Source organism: Paenibacillus sp. PDC88 (assembly GCF_900106725.1).
GTDB lineage: Bacteria > Bacillota > Bacilli > Paenibacillales > Paenibacillaceae > Paenibacillus > Paenibacillus shunpengii.
In genome coordinates, this window is record NZ_FNNT01000012.1 from 51,195 (window position 1) to 65,273 (window position 14,079).

Here is a 14,079-nt window from a genome sequence, read left to right on the forward strand (position 1 = left end):
TGGAAAATGATAGAATTTATTAAGACGTATTATATTGAAATCGCAGCGGTTATCGTAGGATTATACTTATTTCTAAAGGTGAAACGAGTGTTGCGTAAAATTCTGGGTATTATCTTAAGTCTAGCTGTCATCGCAAGATTAATTACACTGTATACCATTTGAGTTTATAAGAAGCCCCGTCCGAGAGGACGAGGCTTCATTTTTCGTCTAACGTATTTATCCACGATTTCTGAAAGCAATAATTTTCCCATTAGAGGTTTGTTCCAGCACTTTGTTTTTTTGATCGATTTGAGATCTCCATTCAGCTTGCTGTGCTTCAAGGGATTGAACCATTTGATCTGTCCATTCCGGAATTTCTTTACTTGGGAAGGGGGGAGGAGCGAGTCCGGTGCTCTTAAACTCCATTTTAACAGGAACAGTTTTCCCGGATAATTCATAAGCAAGTCGTTGCCTCTTCTCGCAATCAGCCCTCCAAGCAAATAAGATTGATTCTCCATATGGGGAATCGGGGAAAAGCTCTCGCCAGGTCACTCTGGGCTCTTCCATTCCGAATTGATGCACGATCAGTTGATAGGTCTTTGATGGGTGAGCGAGCCTAATTGCATTAAGAATTTTGAATGTCCTGGAGAGAAACAGGACTTCGAGTGGTATAAATGCTTTTCCCCAACCACTAAATAATTCATTGACAGATGGATTCAAGTTTAGCATTCCTACTACACCAAAGATTATCATGATGGTATTTACGACCAGCTGAGAGAAAAGCGGCTGACCAAGGATTTTCCTTAGAGAAGGTTTTGCCTCCGGATCAACAGAAGAAAATTTCGCATTGATATATATACGTTCTCTAAAGTCTGCTATGACAGTCTTGTACATATCATCGAAGGCGTTGCTCTTCTTGTCATCTGTCGTTGCCCCAGGAGGGGAAAGTAAGTATAGCAAGTGCAGTGGTGCAATATAAGGCGTGTTCTTCCACCGTAAAAACTCCAATTCGTAATGCCGCTTTCGAATGTGTTCCACCGACTTGAATAATATATCTGATCTCATAAATAGAAAGGAGATAATGATGACAAGGATCCAATCCCAATATTCCATGAATACGGATGCTAGCATCTGGTTGTATGTGCTAAACGGGTTTATCGATCCAGAAAATAATTGAATAATAAAGGTAATGGGGTAGGCAGCAACTGCCAGTATTAAAGTAATTTTAAGCAAGAGCCATACTGGTTTCATTGCTTCACTCATTGTTCTCACCTCATTGTTATATGTGATCCTATTATACAACCTCACGGAGGGTCCAGCACTCTTTTAGGGGATAGACTTTTTCCAAGATCTTGTGATAATATCAAGTCATACCTTAACTTACTACAGTTTATTTCCACTCGGCGTCATGCGACTTAACCGAGCTTTCTAAAATTTTGTTTTTTCTGACTGTGAATCGCGTTTTAATTAAAACGACCAAAGACACTCTATTCTTAGTAGTGTCATTAATCCTGGTTCTTTTAATTTTTACGCGATTTTTTGCGTTATCTGAAACTAAAGGAGTTATAGCAGATGAAGAGTTGCTACGAGTTTGAGCTTCGGAAATTGATTATTACTTATGGCATCGAGTTTGTGTCTTATATGGTTGAAAAACTGTGGAACACCCCTCAAAATGAGCAACCGAGCTTGAAACAGCTTGTTGGCGCCGAGTAAGTGTTCAAGAGGATCTTTAAATGCTTCGTATTTGAATTTGAGTAAGGGACTTATTGCGAATCACAACGCAAAAAGTCCCTTTTTTTATTTCGAACTTTAAATTAAGGAGGAGTTATATGATTGTAAATATTGGCGTATTGTTTTCTCCCGTTGGTACAGTCTCTAGCACATTTACTAGTTTGGCTAGCTTGGTAAAACAGATTCCTTCGTCAGCAGGGAAGGTCACTAATGTGGAATTGGATAATTTTCGGTTCAAGGTTCAGTTAAGTGATGATATTGATGGAGATCAGCAATTCAGCGTCACCCAAATAGGTGAGTTATTCGAGTTATCATTGGCAGGACTTTCTTCTTCAACGCTAAGAGCTGCCTTAAATGATCTGGCTAATAAGCTAAGGTCTGAGCAAATAAGACAGGGAGCAATCCTGGATGTGAAGACATTGAAATTAAAGGATATGAAGCTCTCTGTTGAACTCGACAAATCACCTTTTCAGGTGAAAACATATAGCCAGTCCGTTAAGAAAGCCCAGGTCATGAATGAAAAATCGGTAATTTCAAAGGATATCATGAGATCGAATAACAGATTGCTGTTGGTTGATGCAAGCAACTTAATTAGTGCTTGTTACTTTGCCACCGCTTACGGGAAAGAGGAAAAGGATCTAATGAAATCCTCTACTGGTGTGTACACAAATGCGATTAAAGCTTTAGTAGACCGTTTTATCAGCATTGTACGCATCTATGCGCCAACTCATGTGGCCATTGCTGTTGATGAAAAGAGAGAGCTTCTGCTGAGGCGTGAGATTTATCCAGAATACAAAGCCAACAGAGATGGAAAGGAGAAACCTCAATCCTTGATTGATCAAATCAAATTGTCATATGAATTGTTTGATGCGATGAATCTACCTCAAGTTAAAGTTGATCGAATGGAAGCAGATGATGTTATTGGTCATTTTGCTAAGAGATTCATTGCGGAGGAACGTGGTGACGTTATTGTACTTAGCAATGACAAGGATTTGTTCCAGCTGTTAGATGGTAACGTGACTCAAGTTTTGAGTCAAAACGTAGAAATGACCAGAGATGCCTTTCTTGCCAAGTACGATGGACTCACCCCAGAACAATTTGCTGACTTTAAAGCACTTTGTGGTGAGGACAGCGATAATATTCCTGGGGTTCCGGGGGTTGGAGAAAAGACAGCAACTAAACTTCTAAAAGACTTCGGTACTGTGGAAGAAGTTTTATTAAACACAGATAGTCTGAAAGGAAAATTGAAAGAAAAGCTGGAACAATTTGCTGAGGCAGCTCATATGAGCAAGCAGCTGGCAATGCTCTATACGGATTCGTCAGCACTTCAGGACATCAACTTTGATGAACTTGTAATGAAGATTAACAAAGAAGGTATGCGGAGTGTTCTAGAGGAATTAGAAATAAATATTTCTAAAATATCAGCTGCTTAGTATTTCTTTTTGAGAAATGGGAGTGTTTTTCTCTACAGGGCAGTGCTAATGAAGTATAAATGTAATTGTAAAAGTCTTGATCTGGTGGCGAATGTTAGCTTCAAAAAATTTTATTTTGGAAATGTTTGTTGACATGTACAGGTGGTAATCAGTATATTGGAAATAATTTCATATCGCATCAGATTCAGAACGCTGCGCGGGCCGCAGTATTATGTTCTGTAAGTCTACTTCGAACAGACTTTGATGGCCGGTCTTTTTTATGGGCATAGTCTGTGTTTTTCAGACTGTGCCCTTTCCGTTTTCATTAAATATCATCGAAGGTGCGCCGTGAAAACATCCTAAGGAGGTTTTATGGTGTTAGCAAATTCTTTTGAACTTACTCTAGAACGTATTAAAGAATTGCTTTTTAAGCAAGCAAGTGCACCTGTTATAGCTATCGCTGGGCCATCGGGTAGCACGAAGTCGACAACGTTAGCTGAGATTTTGGTAGATGAATATAAGAAGCTCCTCTCTCAAAACATCGGAAGCAAGCAGACAAGTTTATTTGATACCCTCTTAATGTTGAACTCTGAGATTGGAGACGGTAAAGTCATCCTTCAAATTAAAACAAAATCTACGGATAAGATAACATTTAAACATCAAATCGAACAGGCCTTTGGTGCGTATCTATACGCTAACAGAGATGACTTGGATGATCTGGTATTCGATGAAACAATAATTAAACAAGTGCTAGACCCAACAAACAGAGCCTATCATTTTTATGAACATATAGTTCAGCAAGCAGGAGAAGTTTTATCTGGTGGAAATCCTTGTCCTACAGTGCAACAACTTCAAGAAGTTCTCTTCAAACTGTATAAGCAAATTTCTCCGGATTTCCTAGATCGTGTTCGCCAAAGAGAGAAAGAATCGAAAACTATCACACCAAGACCAAGAAAAGAACTTCTCTACCAGCTTGAAATCAGTAGCCAGCTTGAGCAACATCCTACGCTAATGGAAAATTATTACGATTGGTTTGATCAACTTCACGATTATGTTATGAGTCAAATCAAATCAATTTGTAAAGAGGTCGAATCTGGGACCTATATCTTTGTTGGAGAGGTCACTCAAAATGAAGTGCATGACTTAGTGAAGAAGGCTTATAACAAACAAAGTCCATATTCAATCGCAGTAGAGCAGTTCGCTTTTATGGTAAAGCCTAGCACAGAATTCAGTAAGCTTTATGAGGAAACCTATAGAGAACACCAGTATGAGAATAAAATTCTACGTCTCAATATTTTGGATACACCAGGTCTTACCCAAGTTTCGGAAGACAAATCAGATATTCAAGATGCATTGGAACGCGTACTGAATATGAACTTTAATGCTTTAATGTTTCTTTGCGGGAGTAGCAGATCTACAACGGAATTCATGATTTCTCAAGAGTTACTGATCAGTTCTAAGAAGAGACTTGATAAACGACCATTATCGTTCGTTCGTACTAAAGCGGATACTGTGATTGATTCCGCACTTCGAGAAAAGTCTCGGTCTATTACCGGTTCTGGACAGCTAACTCCAGATTTCATAGCACAAGAAGCTGAAGCTGCTTACCAGGTACTTATTGACGAGGTTGCCATAGACAATGAAATATTTGCAAAAGTAGGGATAACTCCAAGTATCGCTGGTAGGCACGTTGACTTTATATGTATGGAGCTTGACCGATTAGGGATAATTAATGATCATCTGAGTAAAAAAATCACAACCGATAAATTGTATCGCTTATTAATTGACTTATCCTTAACTGTTCATAATATGTATTCACCCGCACCTAAAGACGGCGTCAAATATTGTGTTCAAAGTGAACAAGCGGATCAACCGGCTATGCAGATCAATATGAATGGGTACATGAATAAAATAACAGATCAGTTCGCTCAAAAGATGGTCCAGCTAAATGAGAGGCATAAAAACTCTTACCTCAATTATATAGAGACAAAGTATGCCTTCCATGGCAGATCGGTTAGTACTTATGTATGGAAGCATCGTAACGGTATAGGCCATACAACTAACGCAAATGTTTACGAAAATTTTAGTCTCCATATCTGCAGTATGATCGAGAGGTGGATGAATGAGTTTTTCTCGGGTTGGAAGACAGACTTTGATATTGACTTCTCCAACCTCAATCCAATTCATGGTTCTGGCCAAGCTGTCATTAATGAAGCGCGGAGCGCTCTAACAAAGCAATTTAATCTGCATAGGCACCAAATTGTGCGGTCGATCGCGAAATCATTCAGTTATGATTTACTAAAAGAACCCTTTGAGATGTGCTTTTTGTATACTTCATCGGATAGTGGATTTAGAAAAAGCATGACCCTGTTCAATAAGAAATACAGTGATTTTGAATACTGGAAAAACGGAATTGAAATGTGTTTGAAAATTGAGCTCGAAGCATTACTAGCTAAGATGTATCTTTACGAATGATTAAACAAACAAAAGCGCTTTGCTCCTCATGGACAAACTAGAAAGGCCAGCGTGGGTTACAACCACTGCTGGCTTAATTTGTTCATTTAGTAGCTGGCCCTGTGAGATATAAAAAACTCATTTTAGGATGTTTTCAGACGGATATGTGGGGTATTAACCATTATTGCACTGCGGTTGTCTAAGCTTTAATTTACGGGAGTGATGATTCATGCGGCTCCATCTACTTTTTATAGTCTATACGAGGAAATTTAAAATGTGATATGATGCTTATATACCATACGTTTCTCACATTTTTTTCTCTCTAGCCAGCGCAGAAGAGAGCATTTTAACACTTTCAATGCACTTTTTTAAGTGACCAAGGTTAAATGACACACCACACGTGTGTACTTTTTCTGGTTTCTTGAAGAAGTGCTTTTTTGTGTTTGTTTACTTTTTCAAATGCTGGTAAAAATCGTGCAACGTATTTTATATAAATAAATATATCTTGAAGGAGTGATTACACAATGAATTCGTTAATCGTGTTTTTAATGGTGTATGTGGTTTTGATGGTCCTATTCTTCTTTTTGTATAAGATGGACTACCAAAAGGGGCGAATCTCGACTGGTATGATCATATTCCAAATTAGCATGTTTCACTTGTTCGTGTTAGTAAACATGATAGTTATGGTTAAGCATGAATTTGGCTAGGAGATCCCTTTCATAGTATTTAGATTAAGGAGAAACAGAAAATGACGACTAAGACTTTGGAGTGGCAAATCGATTTGCTATCTAGCTTGTGGATGTTAGCACTAACTATGCGGGGTGGTTCAGAATTGATCAACAGAACTGAAAGGAACTGCATTACTAATCAGAATCTTTGCATTGAATTAATGGCGAATAAGCTCCAGCAAGCAAAAGGGTAAGTAGGAGACTGCTTAGCCCTTTTTTTGTCGAGAAAATAACGACTAGTAATAGTAAAAAAGGAGAGTATTATTAAGCGGATACTCTCTACTTTCAGATATAATATTGATAACAATAAATTTAGGGAAATAAAACTAAAAGAGTTATTTGGTAACTATAAGGCAGGATTGAAAAAGTATTTCTAATGAGAGGGTCATAATCATATGAAAAGTGTAAAGTTCTCCAATAGTCAAATCGAGCTGAAGGCAGTAAATGCAGTAGTTAATGCGGCAGTTCAACCACATTCATATTTAATTCCAAACATTCCAGTTGGAGACAAGGGTGTTTCCTTTGATGGTGATATCCAAGTTTTTTCAGATAGTTCTGAAAGAAAGGAGTCCTTAATAGGTATTGTTCCTGTACAGGTGAAGGGAACTCAAGTAGTCCAATTTCATGGAGGCATTCGTTCATTTTCAATGAATTTGGCACATTATAAAAACTATTTAAATCATGATGGAGTATTGTTGCTAGTGGTTGAAATAAAAGCAAGTGGTGAGACAAAAATATTTTATAAGTCACTATTAAGCCTAGAGCTAAAACAACTAATAGAAGGGCGACCTCAAACTAAAACAAAGTCTATAAGATTACGTCCTTTGGATGAGACAACATTATACAAAGTGTGTCGTAAATTCCTAGTTGAAAAAAAATTTCAACCAAGAGTTCTATTAGAGAGAAAAGCTAACAACTTAGATTTTAAAAATTTCACTTTAACTAGTCTAACTTTTGATTTAAGTGATCCAAAAACGAGCAATATTTTTGATCATGACTTCACTATGTATGGAACTGACAGTACTGATTTACGCCATCCGCTTAGTATTAATAGAATTACTGCTCTAACTAAAAAAGATATAATTAAAATCGACGTTAATAATAATTCTTATGATCTATACTCAGAAATTACTTTTGAAGATGACAGGTTAACTATTCAATTAGAAAAGGATGTAAAGATCATAATTTCAGAAAATGCGAATATTTTTCGGTTAGAGTTTATTGGTTTTACTTCTCTTTCATCACAACTACGAGTAGTGCCGTTTCTAAAAGATTTACTTATCAGCAAAAAAATAGAATTCAATGATAATGTATTCCAATTTAACGACGATTTTAAAGTGGACTTCGATTATGAAGAGTATCAAGTATTTCTTAATCATACTAAGGATGTTTTTGAACTGTTGGGTATCCCAGAAGATACAATTTTTGAAGAGCAGGAAGATGAAGATATTGAGTCTCAACTCCGCTCTTTGATTGAAACAGTGCACAGTAACAAGCTTACCAGAATATCTATAGTTGATCCGCATCTGGTCAGATTTATCAATCTTCGTATAGGAAACCAAACTATCTCGTTATTTTATGAGCCTGATTCCGGTATGATTCTTAAGAACGCATTTTCTCAGACAATGCTAGACCAAGAAGTATTAATACAATATGATCAGCAAAAGGATAGAAATGAGCATAGTGTGTATGCTTTACTTAATGAAAAATTCTTAATGTCAATAAACTTCGATTCCAAAATCGTCAAGCAATCATTTGATATGATAGATCCTTTCACAAATAATGATGTGTTTAACACAACAAATCATTTTTGTTTATCCTGTATTAGAGCGTACGACATTTGCAAAAATGGGGAACTTTTAAGCATAGCGATCCATATTTATGATAAATATATAGCTGCATTGGGTTCTATAGAGGAGTATTCTGGTAATGACTCTGTAGTACTTGTGAATATGTTACAGGTAAAAAAGCGACAACAAAATTTGAACTTTGATGACAAACAAATTTTGTATCGACTCAGACGTCAAGCAGTTCGTTCAGATAACCATGAACTTCTCTTTTGTGTGAATATACTATTAGATTATGTGGATGAAGCACAGTTTGCATATAATCTAATGTCGATAGAGCAACAACAACAATACAAAGATATGCCTATATTTATGTTATTTCACCTGATGACCTAATTTACTGAGGTGATAATGGATAGATTGTCGTTTTTAATTTGAAACGCACGCCCCATATTACAGAAGGAAGTTACTCCGAAATTTGATAATTATGAAAGAAAAAGGCCTGCAGATTACAGATCTCCTGCAGGCCTATGTTTGTAGGATGTTAGTTCCTTTTTTAAATTCTTTGTTCGGTTTAACAAAGTTTAATTCCATGCTATAATTATAGCTATACCATTATATAATTCACTCCTCTCTTCAGCAGGCGCAGAAGAGCATTCTAAGTAAGAAACACCTGACAAGGTGATCAAGGTTGAATTCACACTACACGTGTGTCCATTCCTCTTTGATTCTTGGTCAGGTGTTTTTTATATATGCCTACAACCCAATTATGAGGAAAGGAAGAGATTAAAATTGAACAAAACACAAGGTGAAATCGCCTATGAGGCTGATACGAGGAGACGGTCGACCTATCACGATGGGACACCTCGTAAGAAATGGTCAGAACTTAGCGAAATAGCACGCTGCTCTTGGGAACAACACCTAGGGAAGCCAGATTTAACAGGGAAAATGGATCGTTTACAGAAGACATTATGAGAAGAGGAAAAATAGGCATGAATCAAAAATTGAACTTGTTAGTCACGTTGAGTCTAAACAAGCCCATTAAAGATACTACTGAGGTCGCTAAGAATGTAGCAGAAGGCATTTTGCATCAAGCAATGAATGTTGGAATTACTTTAAGGGACGACGAAGGATTTATCACCGATATCAAGGTTGCAAAATCTGATGGGACACCACAGATGCATGTAAAGGCCGGCCATCACCCAAAATTTTTGAGAATTGAAAATCAAGTATTTATGGATGGTCCAACTGAGAAGCAAAAGACTGCAATGGAATTAGTTGCAAATGGTCTTTTATCAATTGCTCACGATATGGAAAACGACGAAAGGTTTCGGAAATGGATCGAAACAACTTTGTTCTTTAATCATTTTAATCAAAGTATTGATGAAGTAGGTCGACTCATACAGCACATGATTTTGGAGACAGAAGAAAGGTATTAATTTACTGGAGTGGACTTCATTTTTTATGATCCGCTCCTTCTGTTGGATTGAGTCATTAGCTTTAGATGATACGGAGCCCACTCTATTTTAAATGACGCTTAACCAAGCAAATCAATTTCGAATTGTGCAACCATGCATACTTTTGGAGATTGGTGCTTTTGGTTGGGCGTTATTTTTTGCCTAAACAACCCAAATACCACTATCAAGGAGGAGAAGTAAATGGGAGGAGTACAGCTCTCTATTTTTGAACAACCTACGCAGGCATTAAGCCAGATATTGGATCCGTTGGCTGCAAATGAACCAAGTATCACTTCAGAATTCGGACTGGGGGATATAATCTCAAAGTTTGATGAAGTAACGATCGAGAACAATTCACTTATTACGGATGAGGATAAGGCATTTTGTGATGAAACGCAGAAAAACTTCGATTCAGCCGTATCTCTAATCCTAAAGGCAAAAAGGTTCTACCAAAACAACGAGATGTCAAACAATTTTTTAAGCACAGGGAACCTAATTAAGGACCTGGATCTAAAATTGGATGAGAAACTCGATTTGTTCATCAGCAAGATTGCCGGATATTTTAGAAAAAATTATTCTATCACGATTAACACGAGTGAATTTCGCAAGTACGACCATAGCGTGACTTACAAGGAAATTGTAGATGATATTATTCTTCAGATGGATGGCAAGAACTTCTCAGAAAAGGCAAGCGAGGAGATCAAAGAGGCACTTAGAGGTACGATCTACAACATCTCTAAAGTAAAAGTTCAATCAGTTAAAGTGTCAATTGCAGACTATCTGTATTTTGAAGGATGGTTTAATGGTCAATTCAGAAATAATCGATCTGAAAATTTATCTAAATTACTGCATGCTATTGAACATTTTGATTCTGGAGCCAAAGTTATGCGGAGCACACTCGTTCAATTAAGTAACAGCTATGCAAGAAATGATTGGTTCGAGGTATTTAGTTTTACATCTATGAATAAATTCGAATCACTCAGGTGCTTTAAAAACGGAAAAGTGGAATTAAAGTTCATAACCCACGATGATGCGATGGCCTTCGCAAAAGACTACTTGAAGTATATCTAAAGCTCATTATCCACTTATGGAGACACAGTGCAAGAAGTGAACCGCTTCTTTCATCTGTGTCTTTTTTTAATTCATTGACATTGGAGGACACTAATGAAATACCAACATTCCGGAATAATTATCCCATACGAAAAACGAAAAGAAATAAATGAAAAGATCATACACATTATTGAGACGAAGCAAGACTTCGGTATTTCCTCGTCGGATATTTACCAGGCCTATACTGGGGACGGGGGTTTGCATGGTCTATCTCGTTCCGATTACGGCAGCTACCATGCATATGCTGAGGCTAAAAAGGAGATAGAGCAGGGCCAATTCTTTTCCCCGCCGTCTTTATGCGAGTTCCTTGTCGGGGTCATCAAACCGAGCATGCATGATCTAATCGCTGATTTGACCTGCGGAATGGGGACGTTCTTTAACTTTGTGCCAATGGAGGCTAATGTATACGGCAATGAGCTGGACATGAAGGCATTCAAGGTGGCTAAACAACTGTACCCTGAAGCTCAGATTCAATGCTCAGACATTCGGATTTATGAGCCGGGAATCAAGTTTGATATTATCTTCGGTAATCCTCCGTTCAATCTTCGGTGGGAGTATAGAACAGAACGATATCTCAGCCAACTATTTTATTGTATCCGCGCACATGATTTACTCAACCCGGCAGGATTCCTTGCATTAATAGTCCCCAGTAGCTTTTTAAGTGACGATTTTTCGGACGCCAGCATGATCGAGGAGATGAATAAGAGATATTCATTTGTATGTCAGATTGAGTTGCCACGCGATGCGTTCAAGATGTACGGAGTAAATGAATTTGAAACGAAGATCATGATCTTCCAGAAACGAAGTGAACACTTGGAAGCAATTCAGTATTCTTTAGCAAAGACCCCAGCTCCGTCATTCGACGCCAAAGGCGCAGATTATGTCCATAATCAATATATACTACCTCTGAAGAAGAGTAAGGAGAAAGTTCGGCATAAGATCCTTTTTGAGGGTAAGAACGCAAATAGTGAAGATCTTGATTTCACGTTTAAAGTGAAGAAGATGCTTTTTGACATCAAGCGGCATCCGGCATTGGTACAGTACTATGCGAAGTGCGTTGATTACGTGAATCGCTATCACTCTGAAGAAAAGCCAAAGGAAATGACTGTGCAAGAATGGGAAAAGAAGCGGATAACAAAGGGTAAGGTGCTTGCCTATTTGAGAAGAGTACTAAAAAATCAAAACGTTGTTCACCGTGACGAGATTCGGCTGGTTAAGAGAAATTACGGTTTGAAGCTCAAAGCGTATAGCCCGAAGATGCAGGCTAAACTTAACAAAATGAGGGAGGAGAGAGCAGCCTCGTTCAATTCCATGGTCCATGACGATATTTATCCGTTCGAAGACAAAATGTTTTCTAAACTCTGGAAACGAAAAAAAGAGGCTTACGAGGTGCAGAGTCAAGCTCTTGTAGGAATGAGACGCAGCCAGGAAGTCGATCGTTTCTTAGATGCGTTTAGCTTATATGATTCCTCACGTGATGAAGTTATTAAGCTGAACCCTATGCAAAAACATGACCTCGGTCTTGTTATGCAAAAGCGTTATAGCATCCTTAATTGGTCCATGGGGAGCGGTAAAACGATTGGAGCCATTGCTTGGTACAAGAGGCTTCTTGAGCAAAAGGCAGTTCGGAACGTGTTTGTCGTTAGTGCGGCACTTGCGATCCATTTGACTTGGGAAGTGAAGCTCGCAAATTTTGGTGAGAGATTTGTTGTGATCCGTTCGCTTAAGGATATTGAATCCATAAGGTCAGGACAGATCGTGCTGATCTCGCTGAACCGGCTGCAAAAGTATAAGCGGCAGATTCAAAAATTTGTTCGTATTCGGAGTCAAAAGGTGGCTCTTGTAATGGATGAAGCGGATGAACTTACGAACCCAAAGTCCCTGCGAACAAAGGCGGTGCTTTCCTGCTTCCGGAGAGTACGGCACAAGCTGCTTACGACAGGCACGGTAACTAGAAACAATATTAATGAGATCTATCCGCTTTTGGAGCTACTGTATAACAACTCCATCAACATGATGTGCGATTGTAATTTCAAGTATGAGGTCAATAAGGAAGGAGTAATCGAGGAGCTTGCAAACACCGATTACAACCGGCCATATCCAGCCTATGGTGGATTATCACTCTTCAAACAATGCTTTAGCCCTGCTAAGGTTACTGTTTTTGGAGTCAAGAAGCACAATCAGGACATTTTAAACAGTGAAAGTCTTTCGAGACTTATCAAGAAAACGATCATCACAAGAAAATTCGATGAGATTGTGGGTGAGAAAATTTACAGTCACATTCCACACCGCATCGAGCAAAATGCTGCTGAGGTAAGTATCTATGGGAAAATTATTAATGAGTTTCAAAAGATGATGCATTACTTCGTAAAGACAGGTAACTCAAAAAAGGAGAGCATGCTGAAGATCATTCGTCAGATTCAACTTCTGATTAAATCAACCTCGTGCCCTCATTTGATGGATGAGTACGATTCGCTCTTACTGCCGAGTAAATTTTATTACATCATGTCCTTGGTTGAAAAGTTCGATGAAAAGGTGGCCATTGGCACGGTATTCTTGGAGACGGCTGCCGAGTACTATAGGTTGATCCAAGAACGATTTCCGAACCGTCCTGTATTCCTTATTAAAGGCGATGTATCTTTTGAAAGAAGGACGCAGTTAATAGAGGAGTATGAAACTTCCCAAAATGGCATTCTGATCAGTACCCAGCAGAGTCTGAAGTCGAGCGTCAATATCCCTTCATGTAATAAAGTGATAGTGGAGTCGTTACAGTGGAATATACCTAAATTGGAGCAGTTCGGGCGGCAGATGATGTCTGCGTAGCAATGTAGAGAGCCTATCTCACGATAGGAATCTACCGCGATTATGTAGAATCGCGACCTAATCCCTCCCCACAAAACAGGAGCAGAAACCTGTTTCGTCGGGTCAAGCTTGGAGGGTGAAAGTTGGGACGTGAGCCGAAAGGATTGTAGGCAAGAGCGTCACTTCAAGGTGCGAATATCTATGGTTAATAGGTCATTTATGAAGCTGAGATGGGTGGGGAATACTCCGGGCCCTAGAGCGAAAGAATCCTTGTAAAGCTCTATCTATCCAATGTGAGGAACAGGATTGGCCTCACAGAACCGGTAATTCACTGGTAGGACGGAGCACTACATATGTCACCGTCTGGATAGACATGAACGCCGATGGCGTAAAACCATTTGAAAGCAACCTAAGGATATTCAATGCGTGCTACGCAGATAACCTGCAAAGGAATCTGTATGGAGGGTGCTGGCTACCCAATGAGAGACAGGTATCCGAAGGAAGCGTTAGAGTAATCTGGGTCAGGGAAAGCCTGAGTACACTTACGTCGAGGGACGTAGGACACCCACGCGGCGGTGACGCAGTGTCGGGTGCTGGTGAATGACGCTAGGCTAATTTA

9 protein-coding genes are annotated in these 14,079 nt (G+C 38.8%); 8 read left to right on the forward strand and 1 reads right to left on the reverse strand.

All coding sequences use genetic code 11. The features are described from left to right. The first annotated feature begins 6 nt into the window (after positions 1-6). Complete coding sequence (locus tag BLW49_RS28950) at positions 7-162, forward strand: hypothetical protein (RefSeq protein WP_170862568.1); 156 nt, start codon at positions 7-9, stop codon at positions 160-162. Between the two features lie 54 nt (positions 163-216). Here BLW49_RS28950 and BLW49_RS24920 read toward each other — a convergent pair whose 3' ends face one another. Continuing rightward, a complete protein-coding gene (locus BLW49_RS24920) occupies positions 217-1,242 on the reverse strand; it encodes a hypothetical protein (protein ID WP_090727575.1) in 1,026 nt (341 codons plus the stop codon). 309 nt (positions 1,243-1,551) lie between these two features. Here BLW49_RS24920 and BLW49_RS28955 point away from each other — a divergent pair, with 309 nt between their 5' ends. From BLW49_RS28955 to BLW49_RS24955, 7 genes are all read left to right on the forward strand, one after another. Then, positions 1,552-1,692, forward strand: a complete 141-nt coding sequence (locus BLW49_RS28955; RefSeq protein WP_170862569.1) for a hypothetical protein — start codon at positions 1,552-1,554, stop codon at positions 1,690-1,692. A gap of 116 nt (positions 1,693-1,808) precedes the next feature. After that, a complete protein-coding gene (locus BLW49_RS24925; protein ID WP_090727577.1) occupies positions 1,809-3,143 on the forward strand; it encodes a 5'-3' exonuclease in 1,335 nt (444 codons plus the stop codon). Positions 3,144-3,494: 351 nt separating this feature from the next. Beyond that, on the forward strand, positions 3,495-5,597 hold the full coding sequence (locus BLW49_RS24930; RefSeq protein ID WP_090727578.1) for a GTPase domain-containing protein: 2,103 nt from the start codon (positions 3,495-3,497) through the stop codon (positions 5,595-5,597). Between the two features lie 1,102 nt (positions 5,598-6,699). Further along, positions 6,700-8,487, forward strand: coding sequence for a DUF4365 domain-containing protein (locus BLW49_RS24940; RefSeq protein WP_090727581.1), 1,788 nt, complete (start codon positions 6,700-6,702; stop codon positions 8,485-8,487). Positions 8,488-9,083: 596 nt separating this feature from the next. Further along, the gene (locus BLW49_RS24945; protein WP_090727583.1) at positions 9,084-9,530 is read left to right on the forward strand and encodes a hypothetical protein; all 447 of its coding nucleotides are present in this window, start codon (positions 9,084-9,086) and stop codon (positions 9,528-9,530) included. Between the two features lie 219 nt (positions 9,531-9,749). Further along, on the forward strand, positions 9,750-10,619 hold the full coding sequence (locus BLW49_RS24950; RefSeq protein WP_090727585.1) for a hypothetical protein: 870 nt from the start codon (positions 9,750-9,752) through the stop codon (positions 10,617-10,619). A gap of 93 nt (positions 10,620-10,712) precedes the next feature. After that, complete coding sequence (locus tag BLW49_RS24955) at positions 10,713-13,481, forward strand: SNF2-related protein (protein WP_090727587.1); 2,769 nt, start codon at positions 10,713-10,715, stop codon at positions 13,479-13,481. Positions 13,482-14,079 lie beyond the last annotated feature (598 nt).